We start from the raw sequence: 22,356 nt of genomic DNA on the forward strand, positions 1-22,356 counted from the left end.
AGCATGACCGAAACGAGCGTAGCCGATGGTTTTTCATGGTCGCGGCATGAGGGCGTGGTCACGGTGCGGCTGACGCGCGAAGCGCAGCACAACCGGATCGATCCCGCGGATATTGCGGGCTTGAGAGGAGCGATTGCCAATGCTTCGAGCGATGCGGCTTCAATCGCGCTGGTGGTGACCGGCACAGGACCGGCAACCTTCAGCTCCGGCTACACGCTGTCGGCGCTCGCGGCAGGGAACATCGACGATTCGTTCGAAAGCCTGCTCAACGAACTCGAAGCGTGTCCCCTGCCTACAATCTGCGCGCTGAACGGAAGTGTGTATGGCGGCGCGACGGATCTAGCGTTGTGCTGCGATACACGCATTGGCGTTGAAGGATCGCGGATGTTCATGCCGGCGGCGCGTATCGGCTTGCATTACTACCCGGATGGCATGCGCCGGTATGTCCGCGAACTCGGGACTACGCAGGCGAAGCGGCTGTTTCTGACCGGCATTGCAATCGATGCGCCGGAAATGCTGCGTATCGGCTTCCTGACTGATCTTGTCGCGGCCGACCAGTTGACCACGCGCACGGCGGAATACATCGATGCATTGCGCGCCTGCGAACCCAACGTGGTGCGCTCGATGAAGCGCCAGTTGAATGCCATCGCGGCAGGCGATCCCTCCGCTTTGACAAATAGAATCGCCTACGAAGCCTCGCTTCAAAGCCCGGCGATCGCCGAGCGGATCAAGCGGCGCCGGAGTTGATCACTCCAGCGGTTTCAACATCCCCATCAGCGTGGGAATCAGCTCGCTCACCGTCGGATGAATATGCATCGCGCGTTGCAGCGTGGTGTACGGCGCGTCCGCATTCATGATGTCGATGAACGTATGGATCGCTTCGTCACCCTCGATGCCCAGAATTGCCGCACCGAGAATCTTCTTCGTCTGCGCGTCCACCAGCACCTTCATGAAGCCATCTGTCTCGCCACGCTCGCGGGCTCGCCCAACGCGCGACATCGGCATGGTGGCGATCAGCGCGGCGCGTCCGTCCTTGCGGACATCGGCTTCGCTCATGCCCACTCGCGCAAACGGCGGATCCACAAAAACCGCGTAGCACATGATGCGGGAATCGACGCTGCGCGATTCGCCATCGACCACGTTCGACGCAATGATCTCGTAGTCGTTGTACGACGTATGCGTGAACGCGCCGCGCCCGTTGACATCGCCGAGCGCCCAGACGCCCTCCGCTTTGGTGCGAAGCTGACCATCGACACTGATCAGGCCATGCTTGTCCGGCACGATGCCCGCATGCTCGAGCCCGAGGTCGTCGGTGTTCGGCGTGCGGCCCGTGGCGAACAATAGATGCGACGCATCGATGCTCTTCCCGTCGGTGAGGAAGATCCGCACGCCCTCGCCCGCCGCCTCGACCTTCGACGTCTGGGTGTTGAAGCGGAACTCGACGCCATCGCGCGCCAGAACCTTCTGAACCTGTTCCGCGAAATCCTTGTCCTCGCGTGCGAGCACGCGCTCGCCCCTGACAAGCACCGTCACGCGGCTGCCGAAGCGCGCGAACATCTGCGCGAATTCCAGCGCGATGTAACTCCCGCCCACGATCGCCAGATGTTCAGGCAACGCGGTCAGTTCCAGGATCGTGGAATTGGTCAGATATGAAATCCCCGCGAGTCCTTCGATTTCCGGAACGGTCGCACGCGTGCCGGTATTGATGAAAATCGAATCCGCCGTGAGTTCGTGCTGCTGACCGTCGTTGCCCTGCACGCTGATGGAATGCGGCCCGCTAAAGCGCCCGTGACCGTTGGACACCGTCACGCCTGATGTCCCCCGCAACCACTTCTCCACGCCTTCGCGCGATTCGCCGATGACCTCGTCCTTGCGCGCCTTGACTCGCGCCAGATCCACCCGAACGCCGCCATCGAGGATCACACCGTAATCCCCGGCATGGCGCGCGACGTGCGCCGCCCGCGCGCTCGCCACATATGTCTTGGTCGGCGTGCACCCTACATTCACGCACGTCCCGCCGAACAACGACCGTTCGATGATCGCCGTACGCTTGCCGCTTTCTGCAAGCTTCACGGCCAGCGGCGCGCCGCCTTGTCCGGTGCCGATCACGATGGCGTCAAATTGTTGCGACATGTTCACGTCTCCTCGGCGGTGTTTGCGGACTTTGCATGGTAGCTCGCCGGGGAAACCGGTGCAGCAGGAAACCTCCCCGCCGTGTGTGCGTTTTACGCATGGACAGGTCGAGATTTAATCGCTTGTGGCCCAGTGTCGCGCCCGCTAAAACTAGCGCCATTCACGTCGCGGACCCGCTGCGGCGCTTCTTTCCGGGCTATCACGATGCGCACCTACCGTAATTTCATCGACGGCCGCCTGATCGACTCATCGTCCGATCGGTTTGCCGATGTCGACAACCCCGCCACCGCTGAGATCATCGCCCGCGTCACGCTCGCGTCCCGGGACGACGCGCTCGCCGCCGTGGAAGCCGCATCGCGGGCGCAGAAAACGTGGCGCAAGCTGAGCTCCATCGAGCGCGGGGAGCATTTGCGCCGTTTCGCCGATGCCATCGTTCAGCGCGCGCCGCGAATTGGCGCGGCGCTCGCGCTGGAATCGGGCAAAAGTGTGGCGGATTCGGAAAACGAGGCCCGCTACGCCGCCGATATCACCCGCTATCACGCCGAATGGGCACGCCGGATCGAAGGCGAAGTCATTCCCAGCGACACGCCCAACGAAAACCTTGTGCTGCATCGCGAGCCGATTGGTGTGGTCGCCTGCCTGATCCCGTTCAACTACCCGGTCTACACGCTCTTGCGCAAGGTCGCGCCGGCGTTGATCACGGGCAATACGGTCGTGGTACGGCCGAGCAACAACACGCCCACGTCCGCTTTCGAAATCGCCGAAGCCGCGCGTCAGGCGGGACTGCCGGCCGGCATCTTCAACGTGCTCGCAATGGATCACGCGACGGCCGCCACGGTCTGCACGCATCCGGCCGTCGGCATGATCACGCTCACCGGCAGCGTGAACGCCGGGCGCATCGTGCTGGACTACTGCAAGGCGAACATCGCGAAACCTTCGCTGGAACTCGGCGGGAAGGCGCCCGCGATCATCGAACCGGATGCCGACCTCGAAGCGGCAGCGAGCGCGATCGTCGGATCGAAGACCACGCATTGCGGCCAGTTGTGTACCGCCATGGAACGCGTGTATGTCCACGCAAGCGTGCACGAGCGCTTCGTCGAATTGCTGCGCGCGAACATGAGCGCCGTGAGTTTCGGCGACCGGTCGATGGACGCATCGAAGATGGGACCGCTGGTGAGCCGCTCCGCCCAGCAAGACATTCACGCGATGGTCCAGCGCGCCGTGGCCGAAGGCGCTACGGTCGCGACCGGCGGCACGCTGCCCGACACCGCCGGCTATTTCTACCCGCCTACGCTGCTGCTCGATTGCCGCCACGACATGGAAATCGTGCGCGAAGAAATCTTCGGCCCGGTGCTGCCGGTGATCTCGTACGGCACGCTCGACGAAGTCCTCGCGATGGCGAACGACCATCAGTACGGGTTGTCGTCGGTGCTTTATACGGAGAACTATCGCACCGCCATGCGCGTGGCCAATGAGATCGAAGCCGGCGAGCTGTACGTGAACCGCACGCCCGCCGATCCGTATCAAGGTTTTCACGCTGGCTGGAAACGCTCGGGACTCGGCGGCGATGACGGCAAGCACGGCATGCTCGAATTCACGCAGACCCGCCTCGTCGTCATGAAGTACTGATTTTTCCTCAACCTGCATGAATCGATAAAAAAACAGCGCGCCTCAAAGCGTGCTGAAGGAGACGTATCGTGGATAAAACCTTGACCGGCGTCACGCCGGCAGTCATCGAGACAAGCCGGTCGCAGCGTTACATCCAGCTTATGTTGCTGGTTGTCGCCGCTGGCGCGATCTACCCGTTGCTCTATCTGCGTCAGGTGTACCAGACGCCGATGCTCGAGTTTTTTCACATCGACAATAGCCAGCTCGGGTATCTGTATTCCATCCTCGGCACCGTTTTCCTGCTGAGTTATCTGCCGAGCGGCTGGCTTGCCGACCGCATCGCTCCGCGTTTCCTGATCTGTTTTTCATTGATCGCAACCGGCGCGCTCGGGCTCGTTTATTCGACCGCGCCGAGCTTCGGGATCCTGCTGGTCGTATTTTGCTGCTGGGGCTTGACCACCGGCCTGACCTTCTGGGCATCGATTCTGAAACGCGTCAAGACCATCGCCGCGCACGACGAACAAGGCCGTTTCTTCGGCTTGCTCGATGGCGGCCGCGGCCTGATTGAAGCGCTGCTTGCGACCATCGCGCTCGTGATCTTCGCCACCGCCACCGAAAAACACGGCTTGCCGACGAACGTCGGTTTCCGCTACGTGGTCTATTTGTATTCGACGTTTTGTATTGGACTTGGGTTGCTCATGGCGCTGGTGAAGGAACCGCCCGCGACACCGCAGGAGCTTCAGCAAGCCGCCGACAACCGCACGCAGAAACACAACCTGTGGCGCGATCTCGTCACGCTGATGCGCATTCCGCAACTCTGGCTGATGGCGGCCATCGTGTTCTGCGGATACCAGATTTTCTGGGCGACCTATAGCTTCTCTGCGTACCTGCAAGTGGGCGACCTGAAGATGACCGTCGTGATGGCGGGCACGCTCACCACGCTGAAACTCTGGATGCGGCCGGTTGGCGGTATCGGCGGCGGCTATCTCGGCGATCGTTTCTCCACGCTCGGCGTACTGACCACCGCGCTCTTTCTCGCCGCGATCGGGCTCGTGGCGCTGGCCGTGCTGCCGACGCTGCATATAGCACCGCACGTGGGCGTCGCGGTGATCGCAGTTGTCGTGCTGGTCATCGGCATTCTGACCTACGCGATTCGCGGCCTCTACTGGTCGCTACTCGACGATTGCGGCATCCCATTGCGCATCACGGGCCTGGCGATCGGCCTGGTTTCGTTGATCGGTTATTCGCCCGATGTCTTCCTGCCGCTCGTGAACGGCTGGACCACCGAGCATTTCCCAGGCCTTCCCGGCTATCAGATCTATTTCTCCTATATCGCTGCAATCAGCGTGGTTGGCGGTGTGGCCGCCCTCGCCCTGACGCGCATGCGCAAGACCGTCACAAAGGACGCCATCCGATGAAAATCGTCTCCCTCGAAACGCATTTCGTAGCCGTGCCGCCGCCGCATCTCGGCGGCATGTACTGGATCTTGTTGAAGCTCAAGACGGCTTGCGGCATTGAAGGCGTGGGTGAGATCTATTCGGCGACGTTCCATCCGAAAGCGATGGCGCACATCATCGACGACGTCTTCGGCCGCTATCTGCAGGACCACGATCCGCATCACGTCGAGCGCTTCTTCCGCGAAGCCTATTCGAGTGGCTTCACGCAACGCCCCGACCTCACGATGATGGGCGTCGTCAGCGGCCTCGAGATGGCATGCTGGGACATCATCGGCAAGGCGGCGGACAAGCCGGTCTACGAGTTGATGGGCGGGCTCGTGAACGAACGGCTGCGCTCGTACACCTACCTGTACCCGAAAAACGCCGCCGGCGAATACGATTACGACGACGTCGACCTGGCCGCCGACTGCGCAGTGAAGAACGCGGACCTCGGCTTTACCGCCGTCAAGTTCGATCCCGCCGGTCCCTACACGGCCTATTCGGGCCACCAGATATCGCTCGACGTACTGGAACGCTGCGAGACCTTCTGCAAGCGCATCCGCGAAGCCGTCGGCAATCGCTGCGACCTGCTGTTCGGCACGCACGGGCAGATGGTTCCATCGTCGGCAATTCGTCTCGCCCAGCGGCTCGAAAAGTACGACCCGTTGTGGTTCGAAGAACCCGTTCCGCCCGGCCAGGAAGACGCGATGGCGCAAGTTTCGCGGCATACGAGCATTCCAATTGCAGCCGGCGAACGGCTCACCACCAAATATGAATTCTTCAAGCTGCTGCAAGCGGGCGCGGCATCGATTCTTCAACTGAACGTTGCGCGCTGCGGCGGTCTGCTCGAAGCCAAGAAGATCGCGACGCTCGCCGAGGTCTACTACGCGCAGATCGCACCGCATCTCTACAACGGGCCCATTGGCGCTGCCGCGAGCATCCAGTTGGCCGCGTGCACGCCGAACTTCCTGATCCAGGAAAGTATCGGCACGTGGGACGGGTTCCATGCGGAGATCTTGAAGACGCCGATTCAGTGGGAAGACGGTTACATCATCCCGTCGAAAGCGCCGGGACTCGGCGTGGAACTGGACATGGATGTCGTGCGCGCGCATTCCCCTTACACCGGCGAACGTCTGCATTTGCAGATGGCGTCGAAACCCGCCGATGTACGGGATTCTTCTCCGGCCAGAGGCTGAGGCGAGCGATCAGATATGACTTACGACTACATCATTGTGGGCGCCGGATCGGCGGGCTGCATCCTGGCTGAACGGCTGTCGGCATCGGGACGACACACCGTGCTGGTGCTCGAAGCCGGCGGCAAGGCCGATTCGTTCTGGTTCAAGATACCCGTGGGTTTTGCAAAGACGTACTACGATCCGGACTGCAACTGGATGTACTACTCCGAGCCGGAAGCAGAACTCGCCGGCCGCAAGATCTATGCGCCGCGAGGCAAGGTCCAGGGCGGCTCCGGCTCCATCAACGCCATGATCTTCGTGCGCGGCGCACCACGCGACTTCGACGACTGGGCGGCCGCCGGGAACGCTGGCTGGTCGTACAAGGACGTGCTTCCGTACTTCCGCAAGCTCGAGACGCACGCCGCGGGCGACACCGCCATGCACGGCTCGAACGGCCCGATTCACGTGACATCGATGAAAGATGGCATTCATCCCGTCACGCGTCATTTCCTCGATGCCTGCGACGAACTGAAGTTTGCGCGCAACGATGACTTCAACGGCGCGCACATAGAAGGTGTCGGCGTGTACGACGTGAACACGCATAACGGCCAGCGTGCATCGAGCAATGTGGGTTATCTGGAGCCGGCATTGAAACGCGCGAACGTGAGCATTGAACATCATGCGCTGACGACACGCGTCTTATTCAATGGACGGCGCGCCACCGGCGTCGAAGTTTCGCAGAACGGCGTCACGCGCATCTTCAATGCAAAACGCGAAGTGCTGCTGTGCGCGGGCGCCGTCGATACCCCAAAGCTGCTGCAACTTTCGGGCGTGGGTCCGGCCGCGCTGCTCGCGCGCCACGGGATTCCTGTCGTGCATGCGCTGCCTGCCGTCGGCCAGAACCTCCAGGATCATCTGTGTGCGAGTTACTACTATCGCGCGAACATGCCGACGCTCAACGGCGAATTCGGCTCGCTTCTGGGCAAGCTGAAACTCGGTCTGCAATATCTGCTGACGCGCAAGGGACCGCTTGCGATGAGCGTGAACCAGGCCGGCGGTTTTTTCAGCACGGATCCAGATAGCAAGCACGCAAACATGCAGCTTTACTTCAATCCGCTGTCGTACCGGATTCCGAAGTCGAGCCGCTCGCAACTCACGCCCGAGCCGTATCCCGGTTTCCTGCTCGCGTTCAATCCGTGCCGTCCGACGAGCCGTGGATCAATCGAAATAGCATCGGCGAATCCCGCCGATGCCGCCCTGATCCGCGCGAACTATCTGACGACGCAAAAGGATATCAATGAAGTGATTCAGGGCAGCCGCCTGATCCGCTCCATCATGCAGGCGCCTGCATTGCGCACGGTAACGGTCGAAGAAACGCTGCCGGGGCAATCGGCTGTGCCCGAAGGCGACGACGCCGCCATGCTCGAATATTTCCGCGAGAACAGCGGTTCGATCTACCACCTGTGCGGTTCATGCGCGATGGGCCCGGACGCGCGGACCGCCGTGGTCGATAACCGCTTGCGTGTGCACGGCATGGAGGCGTTGCGGATCGTGGACGCATCGATCTTTCCGAACGTCACGTCGGGCAACATCAATGCGCCGGTCATGATGGTCGCGGAAAAAGCCGCGCAAATGATCCTCGACGACGCCACCGCGCCAAGCTTCGTTCAGCGCGAAGCACTCGCCGCCGCTTCGGCCTGAAGCCACTGCTGGAACAGGCGCTGCGTCCCGCTTGCACGCTGCTCGGGACGCAGCACGAACCAGTATGACTGGCGACCCTCGATCTCCACATCGAGCACTTGCCGCAACTGTCCCGAGGCCAGTTCGGCCGCGATCATATGACGATCGGCGATGGTGATTCCCATGCCGTCAACTGCCGCTTGTATCGACAAGTCGAGCACATCGAACTCATGGCCGCCGTCCGTATCCACGCCTTCGATACGCGCCGCATCCAGCCAATGCTGCCATGTGAGATAGCGCTGGTCTTCGCCAGACAGCACATGCAACAGCGTGAAGCGGTTCAAATCGACCGGCGTGCCCTCACTCTCACGATCGAGCAAAGCCGGCGACGCCACCGCAATATGCCGTTCGTGCATCAGCAAGGTGCTTTCGAGGTTGTTCCATTCGCCATCGCCAAAACGAACCGCGCAATCCAGCCGGTTCGAATCCGCGATGCCGTCATCCACGCGCGTCGTAATGCTCAGGTCCAGTTCCGGGAAAGCCTCACGCAGCCGTCCGAGCCGCGGTACGAGCCAGCGGGCCGCAAAGGTAGGCGGAACGTTGATGCGAAGCCGGTTGACATCGTTTTTCTGGCTGATCGCGCGCACTGTCAGCTCGATCTTGTCGAACGACTGCTGCAACGCGCGCAGAAGCACACGGCCGCTCGGCGTCAGCACCAGATGCTGATGACGGCGCGAAAAAAGCGTCTCGCCGACCTGCTCCTCCAGTTGCCGGACCTGCCGGCTCACGGCGCTCTGCGTAACGTTGAGCAGCGTGGCGGCGCGGGTGAAGCTGCCGGTCGTGCCGGCTGCTTCGAAGGCTTTTAGCGCATTGAGCGCAGGCATTTTGCGTTTCACAGGGATTCGGTGATTCGATGGTTCGATGGTTCGTGGTTTGGGAACGCTGGCATGTCCCGACGTTCGCGTGATCTTACGCAGGCCGCCGCCCGAACTGTGACGATTTCATAATCTCATGCAAGAAAGACCGAACACGCCTGACGGCATTATTCGCCTGGTATGGTTTTGTGGCACGCACCTTGCTCCCAAATGGCTTACGTCGCATCCACCTCAGGCTCTCATGACCGAAACGATATGGTTTCTCGTCGTTGGCGGTGTGCTCATCTTCATGGGGCTTGCCAGCTCGACGTTCAAAGAACTCCCCATCAGCAGTGCAATGGTTTATCTCGCCATCGGCTTCGGCCTTGGCCCGTTTGGCTTCGGCCTGCTCAAGATCGACCTGCTCGGCGACGCCACGCTGCTGCGCCGGATCACCGAAGTCGCCATGCTCGTGTCGCTTTTTGCGATCGGCCTGCGCCTGCGTGTGCCGCCGACCGACCGAATCTGGCTATTGCCCCTGCGTCTGGGCCTGGTCGCGATGGTCGCGACCGTCGCCATCATGACGCTCGCCTGCGTCTACCTGCTGCATATGAGCTGGGGACCCGCATTGCTGATCGCCGCGATGCTCGCGCCCACCGACCCCGTACTCGCCCACGACGTGCAAGTCCAGGTCCCGGGCGATGTCGACCTTCTGCGCTTTTCGCTCACTGGCGAAGGCGGCCTGAACGATGGCATCGCGCTGCCGTTTGCGCTGCTGGGTATTGCGGTGTGCAACTACGAGGCATCGCCGCAACAGGCGTTGAGCTGGCATTTCGCCGCTGATGCAATGTGGGGTGTCGCGGGGGCGCTGGCCGTCGGCTGGCTTCTGGGTGACCTTGCCGTGCGGCTGATTGCGTACCTGCGCACACGCCACAGCCTCGCGCTCGGGCCTGAGGGCTTTTACGCGCTCGGCCTGATCGCGCTTTCGTACGGCATCGCTGAACTGATGCATACCTACGCATTTCTCGCCGTCTTCGCCGCCGGCCTCGCGATGCGCCGTGTCGAACAAAAAGCAAGCGGCGATAAATCCGTCCACGAAGCCGTCGGCAAGATCGATGCGCAGGACGTGGGCGCAACGGCGTCCGATCCCGACCGCGCGCATGCGTTCGTCGCGGAGCGGGTGCTCGGCTTCACGATAGAACTCGAGCGCATCGCCGAAGTCGCGGTCATGCTGATGGTCGGCAGCGTGCTCGCCGATGTCTGGGATCACCTCTTCACGTGGCGCGGCGCAGCCATTGTCGCGCTGCTGTTCTTCGTGGCGCGGCCGATTTCGGTGCAAGCGTCACTGATCGGCTCTTCGGCAACACGATCACAGAGGCTGCTCACGAGCTGGTTCGGCATTCGCGGCGTGGGCTCGTTTTATTATTTGCTGTACGCGCTGGAACATGCGCCACGAAGCGCCGCACAACCGCTGGTACCGCTGGTACTTGCGGTGATCGCGGCGTCGGTCATCATGCATGGCATTACGTCTACGCCGTTGATGAACCGCTATAAGGGTTGAAGTCAAGGGCGGCGTGTCCAGCCGCCCCCGGCTCTCCTCAAGCTTCGACAAGCTCCCGCACGCCGGCTATTTCCCGCGCCCCTTCATACAGCCGTCCGAAACGGTTATCGAGAAACGCCTGCAGAGGAACCTGTTCCTGCCGGATAAAACCGCTTTCCGGCAAGACGCCGTCACGGAACAAATCGAGTTCTGCGCAAACGGCTCCAGCGGTCGTGATCTGGATCGCGCTCATCGATACACCGCAGACCTTCTTCGCGAAAATCTTCCGCGTGAAAACGTCCTGCACCAGACGTCCGTCGCGCATGCCGGTGGCCGTGACAAAAACCAGCACGACGTCCTGCGCCGTCGCGGGGACTGCGCGCCGCAGCATCGCCTTCAATCCGTCACGATCGCTCGACATCCGCAGGTCATCGAGCAGGAACTTCATCAGCTCACGATGCCCCGGGTAACGCACCGACTTGTAATCGAGCGATTCCACTTTCCCCGCCAGCGTCTCGCACAACGTGCCAAGGCCGCCTGAGGTGTTGAACGCCTCGTACTCGGTGCCATCGAGAGAAAAATGCTCCAGGCCTTCCAGTGGCTGCACCCATTGTGTACTGCCGTCGCGAATGGCTTCGCAGGGCTGACAATATTCGTTGATCAGGCCGTCGATACTCCACGTCAGGTTGTACTTCAATGCGTTCGTCGGGAATTCGGGCAATGCGCCGACGCGCATCTTGACCTCGCGCAACTCGGTGAACCGCTGCGCCAGTTCATTCGCGACAATGCCGATAAACCCCGGCGCCAGCCCGCATTGCGGCATGAATGCATGCGTGGAATCCTCGGCGATTGCGCGGATTGCGTGGGTGGCGCGCACGTCTTCGGTCAGGTCGAAGTAATGCACCCCGGCCGCCTTCGCAGCCGTGGCAACAGTTACGGCAAGGTAATAAGGCATGGCATTGATGAGCGCATCGAAACCTTGCAGGGCGAGGCGCAACGCATTGGCATCGGCGGAATTGACGCGCCGGGTCGGGATGTCCTGCGCTTCGAGCAGGCTGAGCGCGTGGGCGTCTCGGTCGAAAACGACGACTTCATAGTCGCCGGTTTCACGCAGCATCCGGGCGATGCTCTGGCCAATCAGGCCGGCGCCGATGAGGGCTATTTTCATGTTCATCTCCTTGATGGGCGTCCTGGGGGCAAATCCCTGGACACCAGTTTAGGAGCGCATGAATATTGATAAAAGGCACAAAAAGATGCGATTCGACATCTAATTTCGACATTTTGACGATCTTTCGATACAAAACGTCAAGGTGTCATTCAATTCATGCCACCTCGGTCCACCTTGCGCGCAAGAATGATGGACGTGGTGGTGCGCTCGACGCCCTCAAGACCGCCGATTTCATCGAGCAGGTCGTTGAGTCTGTCAGGCGAATCGGCCCGCAGCCACGCAACGTAGTCAAACTCGCCGCTGACCGCGCAAAGCAGTTGCATTTCGGGCATCCTGGCGAAGCGCTTTTGCACGTCGCGGCCGTACTTCGGCGCGAGTTTGATGCCAACGTATGCCTGGATGCTCGCGTCGAGCACGTCTTGTCCGAGCCGCACGCCATAACCCGCAATCACGCCGGTCTTTTCGAGCCGCGCGAGCCTGGCAATCACTGTAGTGCGTGCGATGCCAAGCTGGCGCGCGAGTTCCGACACGCTCTCGCGTGCGTTCACCTGCAATGAAGCAACGAGGTTGCGGTCGATATCGTCAAGTTGATCGAGACGCGGCGGTCGCATGGAACAATTTCCTTTTGTTATTACAACGCGTTAGGGCTTCCAGGTATTAAAGCATGAGGCTCAACCTGCGCACGATGCATCAGGTTGGTTAAACTCCGTGGTCTCGCGCGAATTTTTCGCAGTCGTATCGGTTGTAAGCAGTTGTGGCAACCAAAGCAGAGCCGCGCGCTAACGTGATATTAATAGCGCGTTGCCAAGCAGCACATGCGGTATTTGTGTGTATCGCTTGCCCCTTCTTAATGGACCCAAGGTGTCACCCATGAAAAAAACACTCGTTGCACTGGCCGCCTCGCTCGCTCTTTCGACCGCATTTGCACAGTCTTCCGCGCCGGCCGCCTCGCCTGCGGGAGCGTCGGCGCCTGAATCGGCGCGCGGTCAGGCACGCGAAGCACGCGTCGAGCAACGCATTGCCGATCTGCACAGCAAGCTCAAGATCACTTCGGCACAGGAAGATCAATGGAACAAGTTCGCCGATGTCATGCGTGAAAACGGCCACACCATTGGTGAGTTGTATCGCCAGCGTATCGCGCTCGGGACGAACACCACGGCGGTCGACGACATGAAGCAGTACGCGCAGATCACGCAAGCGCAAGCCGACGGCACGAAGCGCCTCGTCGATGCATTCGAGCCGCTTTACTCGAGCCTTTCGCCGGAACAGAAGAAGCTCGCCGACGCCAGCTTCCATCAGACGGCGCAACGCGGCGAGCACAAGGGCCGCCGCGCACCGCGCAGCAAGGCTACGCCGGACAGCATCGCGCCGGACGCAGCGTCTTCAACCAAGCCGTAAGTTGGAGAAACAAGCGCTTGTATCGGGTTACCGGTGCAAGCGCTCTTTGTTTTTGTTGTGTGCGAACTGCAAGGCTTGGCGTTACGATTCCGGTCTCCAAAGCTTCCGCCTCTCCCGGCACCGTACATGACATCGATTACCCACCTTGACCTGACTGCCGACTCCGCCACCCAACGCGTGGTGAAGGACGAAGCCGTCCATGTCCAGTTCGCGCATGAACCGGGCTCGCTGATGAGTCTGGAAGGTCCGAACCGCTATGAAACCGGCGATGCGCTGATCACCGGCGCGACGGGTGAACGCTGGGTGGTTTCGCGAGATCGTTTCAATGCGAAATACCTTCCGCACGATGGCGTCGAGCACGGCGACGCGGGCGTGTATCGAAACATTCCGGTTGTCGTGCTTGCGAAACAAATGCACGAGTCGTTTTCAATCGCGAGATCGGAAGCCGGCGATGTATTGCACGGCGTGGCAGGCGACTGGGTCATGCAGTACGCGCCGGGCGACTACGGTGTAGTCAAAGCAGCGCGTTTCGCGAAGGTTTATAAGCCGGCTTAAGCAATCAAGCGTCCGGGTCACGCGAAATCGTCGCCCATGTCGATCTCCACGTTACGCGGCACTGTTTCCCCGTTCGCGTACATCTCTTCAAGCGCGCCCAGTTCCGTTTCCACATACGCCCGCAGCACCGCGTAACTGCGCGCGTGCATGCGCGGCTGCATCGCCCGATAGCGCGCGAGCGCGGCGGGATCGAAGCGGATGTCGATGGCAATGCGGCGCGCCGTTGTCCCGAAACGCATCGCGATGTAATGGACGACGAGCGAAAGCCGGCCATCGTCGCCGGGGCGTTCAACGAATTGCGTCTGTTCCGGGAACAGGTCGCTGATCACGCGCGCCAGGATTTCGATGTCGGCGCTCGGACATTCGAACTGATATTCGTCGCTCATCTCAGACTCCGTTCTTCGCTCGCGCCGCACGGTCGGACGCAACCCTCACGCCGATAAAATACCGGCGCAACGCACGCATCACGATCAGGCCGAACACGAGATACACGGCGTCTGCCGCGAGCAGTGGGATCAAGCGCGCCTGATACAGCGCAATGGGCAACGCAATCAGCGCATGCGCCACGATCATGAACGGCAGCGTGAAGCGGAAACGCTCGCGCAACATGTGCCACATCACAACAGAGAAGCCGATCTGGAACACGAACGCCGCAGCGCGTTCGACCAGGAACAGTCCCGCGGATTCAGGCGTCAGGCTGCCCAGCACCATATGCAAGCGCAGCAGCGATTCTGCGGGAACACTGGTGAAATATTGATCGAGCATGTTGCGATCGGCGAGCGTGGCATACAAAAGCCACTGAAGCTGAACCAGCACGCCGACAAGCCACGCTTCCGCGCCACCATGCCCGATTCCGTAACCCAGCGCCGTCCCCGGCTTTTGCAGCGACGCAGGATCGCGCCGGATCAGCCATTTCATGCCGGCGAAGCGGCCCACTTCTTCGCAGATACCAGTAGCCAGCGCGCCATAGATCACGAACAACGCGGGGTTCATCAACAAGCCGACGGTCGTCGCATTGCTCAGCATGAGGCCATGCAGGCCCCGTTCGATGACCATCGAAAAAAGCGCGAATACCGCAATCCCGACGATCACATCGCGCCGCCCGAACCCGTACTGCGGCCGCATTTTCCGGTAGAGCCAGAAAGGCAAGGCCGCAATCAGCAGCGTTGCAAGCGTGAGGCAAACCAGCGTCAATACACTTACCATGAATCAATATCCTCAAAAACCATGTTCGGCCAGATGCTAGATGTTGCCCGCAAGCGTCGACGTGCGCACGACCAGTTCGCCCGGCAGCAGGCATTCGCGCGGCGCCATGACCGCGCCCTCGATGCGCTCGTGCAGGAATTCGACGGCGCGCTCCCCTATGGTATAGGTCGGCTGGCGCACAGTCGTCATTCCGGCTAGTTCGGCCCACTCGGAATCATCGATACACATCAGCGCCACGTGCCGCTGCCACGCGGCGCCATGGCGCTCTTTCATATGCAGCGCGACGCGCAACGCAACCGGCGCGTTCGCCGCGAACAACGCAATGCGGCGGTTGCGTTGCCGGTTCTCGCCGATACGGGTATCGATTCCGGCAAGCGCCTCGGCCGCCAGTTTGTCATCATCCAGGTCGAGCACGACTGTCGCGCCCGACACTCCAAGGGCGCCGATAGTGTCACGAAACGCCGTCTCGCGCACGCGGCGCGAACTCACATGCGTGAAAGGCTGCACCACGAATACGAGTTCATCGAAACCCTGCTCCGCCAGATGGCGGATCGCTGATGCGACCGCTGCGGTGTTGTCGAGGCCGACCATGTCGGTCACCAGGCCATCGATCGAACGATCGACCAGCACTACCGGCACCCCGCCGCTTGCGAGCGTTTCCAGCGTCTCCTCCTTCACGCCGAGCGCATTCACGATCACGCCTTCCACACGATACGTACTCAGCAATTGCAAGTACCGCCGTTCGAGATCCACCTCGTTGGCCGCGTGGCAGATGAGCGGCATATACCCGAAAGCGTGGCACGCCGCCTCGACGCCCTGCAGCACTTCCACCGAATACGGATTGGTCAGGTCGGCAAGCAACATGCCGATCAGCCTGTTGCGCCCGCGTTTCAGCCCGCGCGCCATCTGGTTCGGCCGATAATCGAGCTTGGCAATCGCCTCCTCGATGCGCTCGCGAAGGTCCGTGGACAGCACGCCCGTCTCGCCATTCAGATACCGCGAGATGCTGGTCTTACCGGTGCCGGCTTCGCGGGCGACATCCGTGATGGTCGCGCGGCGTTCGGTGGAAAAGTTGTCTTTTGGCATGGTCTCGTGCAGTAAAAATAAAGCGCGCCAGAGCGCGCTTTATCTACCAAGGCGGATTGAAGGCAACGCCGCTCAGCGCTTCAGTGCTTCCGGATTCACCATGTTGTTGGTCAACGTGCCGTCGAGCGCGCCGATCAGGTTCTCGGCGGCGTTCTTGTTCATCGCGTGCCGGGTTTCGTGTGTGGCCGAACCAATGTGCGGCAGTGCGACCACGTTCTTCAGCTTGAGCAACGGCGAGTACGCGGCAAGCGGTTCTTTCACGAACACATCGAGACCCGCGGCGAGGATCGTCCCGTTTTGCAGCGCTTCGATCAGGGCGTCTTCATCGACGGTCGGTCCCCTCGATGCATTGATCAGGATCGCGCTCGGCTTCATCTTCTTCAGTTGCGCCGCGCCGATTAGATTGCGCGTCTCGGCGGTCAGCGGCACTTGCAGCAGCACGAAATCGGAGGTCGCGAGCAACTCGTCCAACTCGACTTTCTTCGCGCCGTAATCGCGTTCCGCTTGTTCATTCCGGCTGCGATTCGTGTACTGCACGTTCATCCGGAAGCCCAGCGACGCACGCCTTGCAACGGCGCCGCCAATCCGTCCCAGGCCGATGATTCCCAGCGTCTTGCCTTGCACATCGACACCGAATTGTTCCTCGCCAATGCTCTTGGTCCATTTGCCCTCTTTCACCCAGTCGGCCAGTTCCACGACACGGCGCGCGCTCGCCAGAATCAACGCGAAGACGGTATCCGCGGTCGATTCGGTCAGCACGTCGGGCGTGTTCGTCAGCACGATGCCGCGGCGATTCAGGTCGGCGATATCGAAAGCATCGAAACCAACGGACACCGTTGCGAGCGCCTTGAGCTTCGTTGCGCCTTCCAGCATTGCGGGCGTGATCTGCGTACTGGCGCCAATGGCGCCATCGGCATCTTTCAATGCGGCGACAAATGCGTCGTGCTGCTTCGGATCGACGGTGGTAACGTCCGCGTGTTCCTGCAAGTAGGCAAGCACGTCCGCGGGCAGCGGCTTGTACGCGACGATTTTCTTTTTCATCGAACGGGTCCTGAAAGTCAGATTTAGTGCGCTGCGAATTTGGCGGCAGGCGCAACGGGTTGCGGTTTTACAGCCAGGGTCAGTATGACGGCAGCGACGAGCGCCGCACTCATGAACACGTACGATGCCGCAGGCGACCCCGTCGCGCCGTTCAGATACCCGACGACGTAGGAACCCACGAACGAGCCGAGCGCGCCCATGCTGTTGATCAGCGCCATGGCGCCGCCTGCGACGTTCTTCGGCAAGAGTTCCGGCACGATCGCAAAGAACGGGCCGTAAGGCGCGTACATGGCGGCGCCGGCAATCACGAGCAACGCATACGACGCCCAGAAATTCGTCGATCCCAGCAAGTACGACCCCGCGAAAGCAAACGCGCCGATCAGCAGGAACGGCCATACAAAAAGCTTGCGGCGCTCCAGTTTGTCCGATGCCCACGACGCCGCGATCATCGCAATGGTCGCCGCGAGATAAGGCACGGCGGACAGCCAGCCGGTCTCGACCATGCCGAACGAGGACGCGTTCTTGAGAATCGACGGCAGCCACAGCACGAAGCCATACACGCCGATGCTCCAGCAGAAATACTGCGCCGAGAGTTTCATCACGGCCGGCGACTTGAACGCCTCGCCATAGTTCTTGACCGGTTTGATGGCGGCTTGTTCCGCGCGCAGGGTTTCGTCGAGATCGCGCTTTTCCTGATCCGAAAGCCACTTCACCTGCGCCGGTTTGTCTTGCACGATAAACCACCAGATCACTGCCCAGATGATTGCCGGCGCGCCTTCCACGATGAACATATGGCGCCAGCCAAAGGAGTTGATCAGATAACCCGAGACCACGGACATCCACAGCACCGTCACCGGATTGCCGAGAATCAGGAACGTGTTGGCGCGCGAGCGTTCGGACTTCGTGAACCAGTTCGAGATGAAGATCAGCATGGCCGGCATCACGGCTGCTTCCACGATGCCGAGCACGAAGCGCAGCGCCATCAGCGACGGAATGTTCGTGACTACACCGGTCAGCGCCGCGCATCCGCCCCACAGGACCAGGCTCACGAACACGAGCTTCTTGACGCTGCGCCGTTCGGCGTAGATCGCGCCGGGAATCTGGAAGAAGAAATAGCCGAGGAAAAACAACGCGCCGATCAGCGATGCCAGCCCCTTGCTGATCCCGAGGTCATGGTTTATCCCCGCCGCCGATGCAAAACCGAAGTTCGCCCGGTCGAGGTAGGCAAGGCTGTAGGTGATGAATACGATCGGCATGATCGTCCACCAGCGGCGCACCGCAAGCGTGGGTTTGTTCGTCGTGCTGTCGCTGGCTTGTTGCATGACTGTCTCCGTCCGTGGGCGTGCGCGCGTTATGAGGCGACCGTGGTGGTGGCGGGTGCTTGTTCCAGCTTGTCGAGTTCCGCGCGGGTCGGCAGGCCTTCGCTGTCGCCGATCACCTGGATTGCCAGCGCGCCGATGCGGTTGCCGCGCGTCAGCGCGTGACGTACATCGCGTCCTTCCAGCAAGGCGCTTACCACGCCGACGGCGAAACCATCACCGGCGCCTACGGTGTCCACGACCTTCTCAACCGGAATCGCCGGCACGGTGCCCTGGTCGTTGTCCGCGGTGCGGAAATACGCGCCATGCGCGCCGAGCTTCACCACGACGCCCTTCGCGCCCTGATCCAGATAGAACCGGGCAATGTCCTCCGGCGTCGTGTAGCCCGTCAGGATCTTGCCTTCGCTCACGCCGGGCAACACCCAGTCCGCGTGCGCGGCGAGCGCGTTGAGCGCCTCGGCCATTGCTTCTTGCGACGGCCAGAGCGTGGGGCGCAGGTTCGGATCGAAGGAAATGGTCTTGCCGGCCTTGCGCATTTCGGCCGCCATGTGGAACGCGAGTTCGCGCGATGTGCCCGAGATCGCAGGCGCCACGCCCGTCAGATGCAAATGGCGCGCGCCGAGCACGTAGTCGGCGACGTAGTCATCGAGCGACAAATGGCTCGCCGCCGAACCCTTGCGGAAATACTCGATGGCCGGATCGCTGCCGTCATCGTTCCTGGACTTGAGCTGGAACGCCGTCGGATAGCGCTCGTCGATAGTCACGCGGCTCGAGTCGATGCCCTCCTGCGCGAGTACATCGAGCACGTACCGGCCGAATGAATCGCGGCCGACGCGGCTCATCCAGCCGACCTTGAAGCCGAGCCGCGACAAGCCGATCGCCACGTTCAGATCGGCGCCGGCAACGCGTTTTGCAAAGTGGCCGACCTTCGCGAGATCGCCGGTTTCCGTCGCGACGAACAGCGTCATTGCTTCGCCGTAAGTCACGACATCGAGTGCTGGATTCATGTTCGGTTTTTCTTGGGTCATGTTCATTGATCAGTCGATGCTATTTGTTTGACGTAGCGCGCGGCGTCATCGGCAAGATGCGCAGGGTCGAACGGAAATTCGATACCGCGTGGGACGTCGCGCGGGAGGTGTTTCAGTAGCGTGGCGAAGGACGTGTCGCCGATTGCGGGCGCGGTTGCGAAACGTCGCGCGCCTTCGCCCTGGACCGCCTTGCAATGCACGTAGGTGACGTAGCTGGACAGGCGCCGCGCCGCCTCCATCGGATCCTGATCGGCCCAGCGCCAGTTGCCGGTATCGAAGGTCATCGACAGCGCATGCGTGCGGGGTTTCAACGCTTCGAACAAGGCCGCGAATGCGTCGATCGTGCCGCCTGCTTTCAATTGGCCGTTCTCGACCACGACCTTGGCTTTCGAGTCAGCGATTCCTGCAATCAGCCGCTCGAGCGTGTCTGCAGCGGTCGCCGTGCCCGTGGTTGCCGACCCGCCCAACTGAAACTTGACGATGCGCGCGCCGAGCGCGTCGGCTTCGGCAAGCGTTTGGGTCATGGCGGTTTCATCGAGCGCGCCATGGTCGTCAAAGAGCGTTGCCGGCGTGGAATACACAGGCCAGATCCCGGCTGCGCGGATTTTATCGCCGAGTTCGCGGAGGGAGTCGGGCTGGGATTGCGTGTTATCGGCAAACAGTTCCCGACGCACTTCGAACCCCGCCGCACCCGCTCGCGCCGCGACTTCGGCCCATATTGCGTGACCATCGCGGCGGATCGATTCGACGCCAAAAGCGCTCGCAACGATCACAACGGGGACATTTCCGGCAATAGCAGTATTTTTGGTCAGATTCACGGAATGACTGGATTCCACGGTCAGATTTGCCTGAAATGTCGCCTTGGAACCGGTTCCAAAGACGATATTTAAAAAAGACGCGTGAGCGTCCGTGCATTTCCGAGATGATCCGCCAGCGACAGACGGGTTGCCATCATGGAAATCCCTTACGGCAGCCGACTACCGGTGATTTTCCCCGTCGCCTTCCATACACAACGCACGAAAGCTCGCCGCTACCCGCGATGGGGCCGCCGCATGCGGCATCAGAATCGAAAACCGGCGCGTGAGTGGTTCAGGCGCGATCCGCAAGCGTTGCAAGGCGTCGTCCTCGTGCCGCATCGACATCGCCGATACAAAACCGATCCCCATTCCCGCCCGCACCGCTTCCTTCACACCCTCCACGCCCGCGATTTCCAGCGCGACACGCATCTGCACGCCAGCCCGCGCGCAAGCACGCTCGACCAGTTGGCGCACGCCAGACCCCGCTTCTCTCAAGACCAGCGGCCCGGCACAGAGCGCTTCAAGCGTGGCCTCGCCATTCCCCGCAATCAGAGGATGGCCACTCGGCGCAATCGCGACAATCTCGTCCTCGCGCCATTGCGCAACTTCGGTTCCGGGCGGCAGATCGGCGCCAACCGGCCCTTCGATCATTGCGATATCGAGCGAGCCGAGCGCCGCGACGATCTCGGTCGTGTTGCCGTCGATGGTATGGATTGTCACGTCCGGATGCTGCCGATGAAACGCCGCTATCAGATAAGGCAGGAGATAACTGGCGGGCGTGGTGCTCGCCCCGATTCGCAGGGTGCCGCTTTCGAGGCCACGCAGCGCATTCCGGTATGCGTGCGCCTGAGCGAAGGTTTCGCGAATCCGATTGGCATACACGACAAGCTGCTCGCCGGCACCAGTCAGCTTTACGCCACGGCCGTCACGCTGGTACAGCGGCTCGCCGAATTCGTCCTGCAACTGCCGCAATTGCCCCGACACCGCCGGTTGCGACAAATGCAGGGCGATCGCTGCCCGGCTGATATTTCCGTGTTCGGCAACAAACGCTAGGGTTATAAGCTGGTCAGGGGTCATTTGAAGAAAAATATCGGCTGGACTGATACTTTACATCCTAAATGACGATTTTTCATATCGATATATCGAGAATAGGATTGGCAAATCAAACCAAGGTGAAAAAACCATGTCCTCCGTCACTACGCCCCTCTCACCGAATGCCGCCCTCGCCGGCCAGACTCGTGGCCAACTGAACGGTATTTTGTTCGTCGCACTCTTCGCCGCAGCGGTGACGCAATTGTCGGCGTTGCCGGTCATTGCAAATCTGGGCTTGAGTCAGCTGATCGTCGGGATCGTCGCGGGTGCGATCTATGGCAACGTACTGCGCGACGGCATGCCGGAGAGCTGGGCATCAGGCGTGAATTTCTCCGCCCGTAAATTGTTGCGCATCGCCGTGGGCTTCTTCGGGCTGCGCGTCAGCCTGCAGGAAATCGCGCAAGTCGGCTTGCCGGGGTTGACGGTATCGGTGCTGGTCGTGGTGAGTACGCTTGCAATCGGCACGTGGGCCGGCATGAAGCTGATGAAACTCGACCGCGATACCGCCCTGCTGACCGCCGCGGGAAGCGCGATATGCGGCGCGGCGGCCGTTCTTGCGTTCGAATCGACGCTGCAATCCGAGCCGCACAAGAGCGCGATGGCCGTTGGCAGCGTGGTGCTGTTCGGCACGCTCTCAATGTTCCTCTATCCGCTCGCCGTGCATCTCGGCTGGCTGCATCTGGATACGCTGGGAGTCGGCTTGTTCTTCGGCGGCACGATTCACGAAGTGGCGCAGGTCGTGGGCGCCGCGAGCAACATAAGCCCGGAAGCAACGCATATTGCGACCATCGTGAAGATGACGCGCGTGATGTTGCTCGTGCCGGTGCTGCTCGTGATCGGCATGTGGGTGAACCGCTCGCGCAATGCAGCGGATGGCGCCGATGGCGCGGATGGCACAAAGCGCAAGCTCGCGATTCCCTGGTTCGCGCTTGGGTTCCTCGCACTGGTCATCGTGAATTCGCTGCACGTTCTGCCCGCCGCGGCCACACATTCGCTGAACACGCTGGATACGTTCGCGTTAACCATGGCGATGACGGCGTTGGGTATCGAAACGAGGGTCGCGCAGATTCGTCAGGCCGGGCCGCGTGCGCTGGTGACAGGGGCTATTTTGTATGCCTGGCTGATTGGCGGCGGCCTGGCGATTACGGTGGGTGTGGAGCGGTTGCTGGGATAGTTAGCGCCACAACTGAGGAATTTTCGATTAGAGACCGAGAATTGACCGCTTTTGTTAAGATATTTC

At 61.2% G+C, this 22,356-nt stretch carries 21 protein-coding genes; 9 read left to right on the plus strand and 12 right to left on the minus strand.

Going from position 1 to position 22,356, the window contains the following annotated elements; all coding sequences use genetic code 11:
* Positions 1–3 precede the first annotated feature (3 nt).
* Positions 4–747, plus strand: coding sequence for an enoyl-CoA hydratase/isomerase family protein (locus AX768_RS07670; protein ID WP_061999466.1), 744 nt, complete (start codon positions 4–6; stop codon positions 745–747).
* Here the strand turns inward: AX768_RS07670 and AX768_RS07675 are convergent, their stop codons facing one another.
* Entirely contained in the window at positions 748–2,133 is a 1,386-nt protein-coding gene (locus AX768_RS07675) for an FAD-containing oxidoreductase (protein WP_061999467.1), read from the minus strand. It lies immediately after the preceding gene.
* A gap of 204 nt (positions 2,134–2,337) precedes the next feature.
* On the opposite strand from AX768_RS07675, the gene aldA reads away from it, so the two are divergent.
* The 4 genes from aldA (at position 2,338) to AX768_RS07695 (ending at position 8,053) form a co-directional block, all read left to right on the plus strand.
* On the plus strand, positions 2,338–3,762 hold the full coding sequence (gene aldA / locus AX768_RS07680; RefSeq protein ID WP_061999468.1) for an aldehyde dehydrogenase: 1,425 nt from the start codon (positions 2,338–2,340) through the stop codon (positions 3,760–3,762).
* Positions 3,763–3,830: 68 nt separating this feature from the next.
* Positions 3,831–5,159: an MFS transporter gene (locus AX768_RS07685; RefSeq protein ID WP_061999469.1), complete on the plus strand. Its 1,329-nt coding sequence runs from the start codon at positions 3,831–3,833 to the stop codon at positions 5,157–5,159.
* Positions 5,156–6,373, plus strand: coding sequence for a mandelate racemase/muconate lactonizing enzyme family protein (locus AX768_RS07690; protein WP_061999470.1), 1,218 nt, complete (start codon positions 5,156–5,158; stop codon positions 6,371–6,373). The genes AX768_RS07685 and AX768_RS07690 overlap by 4 nt, the downstream gene beginning before the upstream one ends.
* Before the next feature lie 15 nt (positions 6,374–6,388).
* Positions 6,389–8,053, plus strand: coding sequence for a GMC family oxidoreductase (locus AX768_RS07695; protein ID WP_061999471.1), 1,665 nt, complete (start codon positions 6,389–6,391; stop codon positions 8,051–8,053).
* Here the strand turns inward: AX768_RS07695 and AX768_RS07700 are convergent.
* Complete coding sequence (locus AX768_RS07700; RefSeq protein ID WP_197672635.1) at positions 8,020–8,916, minus strand: LysR substrate-binding domain-containing protein; 897 nt, start codon at positions 8,914–8,916, stop codon at positions 8,020–8,022. The genes AX768_RS07695 and AX768_RS07700 overlap by 34 nt on opposite strands.
* A gap of 232 nt (positions 8,917–9,148) precedes the next feature.
* Between AX768_RS07700 and AX768_RS07705 the strand changes: the two genes are divergently transcribed.
* Positions 9,149–10,447, plus strand: a complete 1,299-nt coding sequence (locus tag AX768_RS07705) for a cation:proton antiporter (protein WP_061999473.1) — start codon at positions 9,149–9,151, stop codon at positions 10,445–10,447.
* Between the two features lie 37 nt (positions 10,448–10,484).
* On the opposite strand, the gene AX768_RS07710 is transcribed toward AX768_RS07705, so the two are convergent.
* Both AX768_RS07710 and AX768_RS07715 read right to left on the minus strand, forming a co-directional pair.
* Positions 10,485–11,594 carry a saccharopine dehydrogenase family protein gene (locus tag AX768_RS07710; protein WP_062000855.1) on the minus strand — a complete coding sequence of 370 codons (1,110 nt, stop codon included), beginning with the start codon at positions 11,592–11,594 and terminating at the stop codon, positions 10,485–10,487.
* Between the two features lie 149 nt (positions 11,595–11,743).
* On the minus strand, positions 11,744–12,205 hold the full coding sequence (locus tag AX768_RS07715; protein WP_061999474.1) for an Lrp/AsnC family transcriptional regulator: 462 nt from the start codon (positions 12,203–12,205) through the stop codon (positions 11,744–11,746).
* Between the two features lie 259 nt (positions 12,206–12,464).
* Here AX768_RS07715 and AX768_RS07720 point away from each other — a divergent pair, with 259 nt between their 5' ends.
* Positions 12,465–12,992 carry a Spy/CpxP family protein refolding chaperone gene (locus AX768_RS07720; RefSeq protein WP_061999475.1) on the plus strand — a complete coding sequence of 176 codons (528 nt, stop codon included), beginning with the start codon at positions 12,465–12,467 and terminating at the stop codon, positions 12,990–12,992.
* A gap of 126 nt (positions 12,993–13,118) precedes the next feature.
* Complete coding sequence (locus AX768_RS07725; RefSeq protein WP_061999476.1) at positions 13,119–13,547, plus strand: PGDYG domain-containing protein; 429 nt, start codon at positions 13,119–13,121, stop codon at positions 13,545–13,547.
* A gap of 17 nt (positions 13,548–13,564) precedes the next feature.
* Here the strand turns inward: AX768_RS07725 and AX768_RS07730 are convergent, their stop codons facing one another.
* From AX768_RS07730 to AX768_RS07765, 8 genes are all read right to left on the minus strand, one after another.
* The gene (locus AX768_RS07730) at positions 13,565–13,933 is read right to left on the minus strand and encodes a DUF3022 domain-containing protein (protein WP_061999477.1); all 369 of its coding nucleotides are present in this window, start codon (positions 13,931–13,933) and stop codon (positions 13,565–13,567) included.
* 1 nt (position 13,934) lies between these two features.
* The gene (locus AX768_RS07735; protein ID WP_061999478.1) at positions 13,935–14,753 is read right to left on the minus strand and encodes a YhfC family intramembrane metalloprotease; all 819 of its coding nucleotides are present in this window, start codon (positions 14,751–14,753) and stop codon (positions 13,935–13,937) included.
* 36 nt (positions 14,754–14,789) lie between these two features.
* Positions 14,790–15,839: a LacI family DNA-binding transcriptional regulator gene (locus tag AX768_RS07740; RefSeq protein WP_061999479.1), complete on the minus strand. Its 1,050-nt coding sequence runs from the start codon at positions 15,837–15,839 to the stop codon at positions 14,790–14,792.
* Between the two features lie 72 nt (positions 15,840–15,911).
* Positions 15,912–16,880, minus strand: coding sequence for an NAD(P)-dependent oxidoreductase (locus tag AX768_RS07745; RefSeq protein ID WP_061999480.1), 969 nt, complete (start codon positions 16,878–16,880; stop codon positions 15,912–15,914).
* A 23-nt stretch (positions 16,881–16,903) separates the two neighbouring features.
* On the minus strand, positions 16,904–18,202 hold the full coding sequence (locus tag AX768_RS07750; protein ID WP_061999481.1) for an MFS transporter: 1,299 nt from the start codon (positions 18,200–18,202) through the stop codon (positions 16,904–16,906).
* A gap of 29 nt (positions 18,203–18,231) precedes the next feature.
* Complete coding sequence (locus AX768_RS07755; protein ID WP_062000856.1) at positions 18,232–19,206, minus strand: sugar kinase; 975 nt, start codon at positions 19,204–19,206, stop codon at positions 18,232–18,234.
* A gap of 23 nt (positions 19,207–19,229) precedes the next feature.
* Positions 19,230–20,045 (minus strand): sugar phosphate isomerase/epimerase family protein, encoded by an 816-nt coding sequence (locus AX768_RS07760; protein WP_155524195.1) that lies wholly within the window; start codon positions 20,043–20,045, stop codon positions 19,230–19,232.
* A gap of 159 nt (positions 20,046–20,204) precedes the next feature.
* Positions 20,205–21,101 carry a LysR family transcriptional regulator gene (locus tag AX768_RS07765; protein WP_061999482.1) on the minus strand — a complete coding sequence of 299 codons (897 nt, stop codon included), beginning with the start codon at positions 21,099–21,101 and terminating at the stop codon, positions 20,205–20,207.
* Between the two features lie 106 nt (positions 21,102–21,207).
* Here AX768_RS07765 and AX768_RS07770 point away from each other — a divergent pair, with 106 nt between their 5' ends.
* The gene (locus AX768_RS07770; protein WP_061999483.1) at positions 21,208–22,290 is read left to right on the plus strand and encodes a YeiH family protein; all 1,083 of its coding nucleotides are present in this window, start codon (positions 21,208–21,210) and stop codon (positions 22,288–22,290) included.
* Positions 22,291–22,356: the final 66 nt, after the last annotated feature.

Source organism: Burkholderia sp. PAMC 28687 (assembly GCF_001577465.1).
GTDB lineage: Bacteria > Pseudomonadota > Gammaproteobacteria > Burkholderiales > Burkholderiaceae > Caballeronia.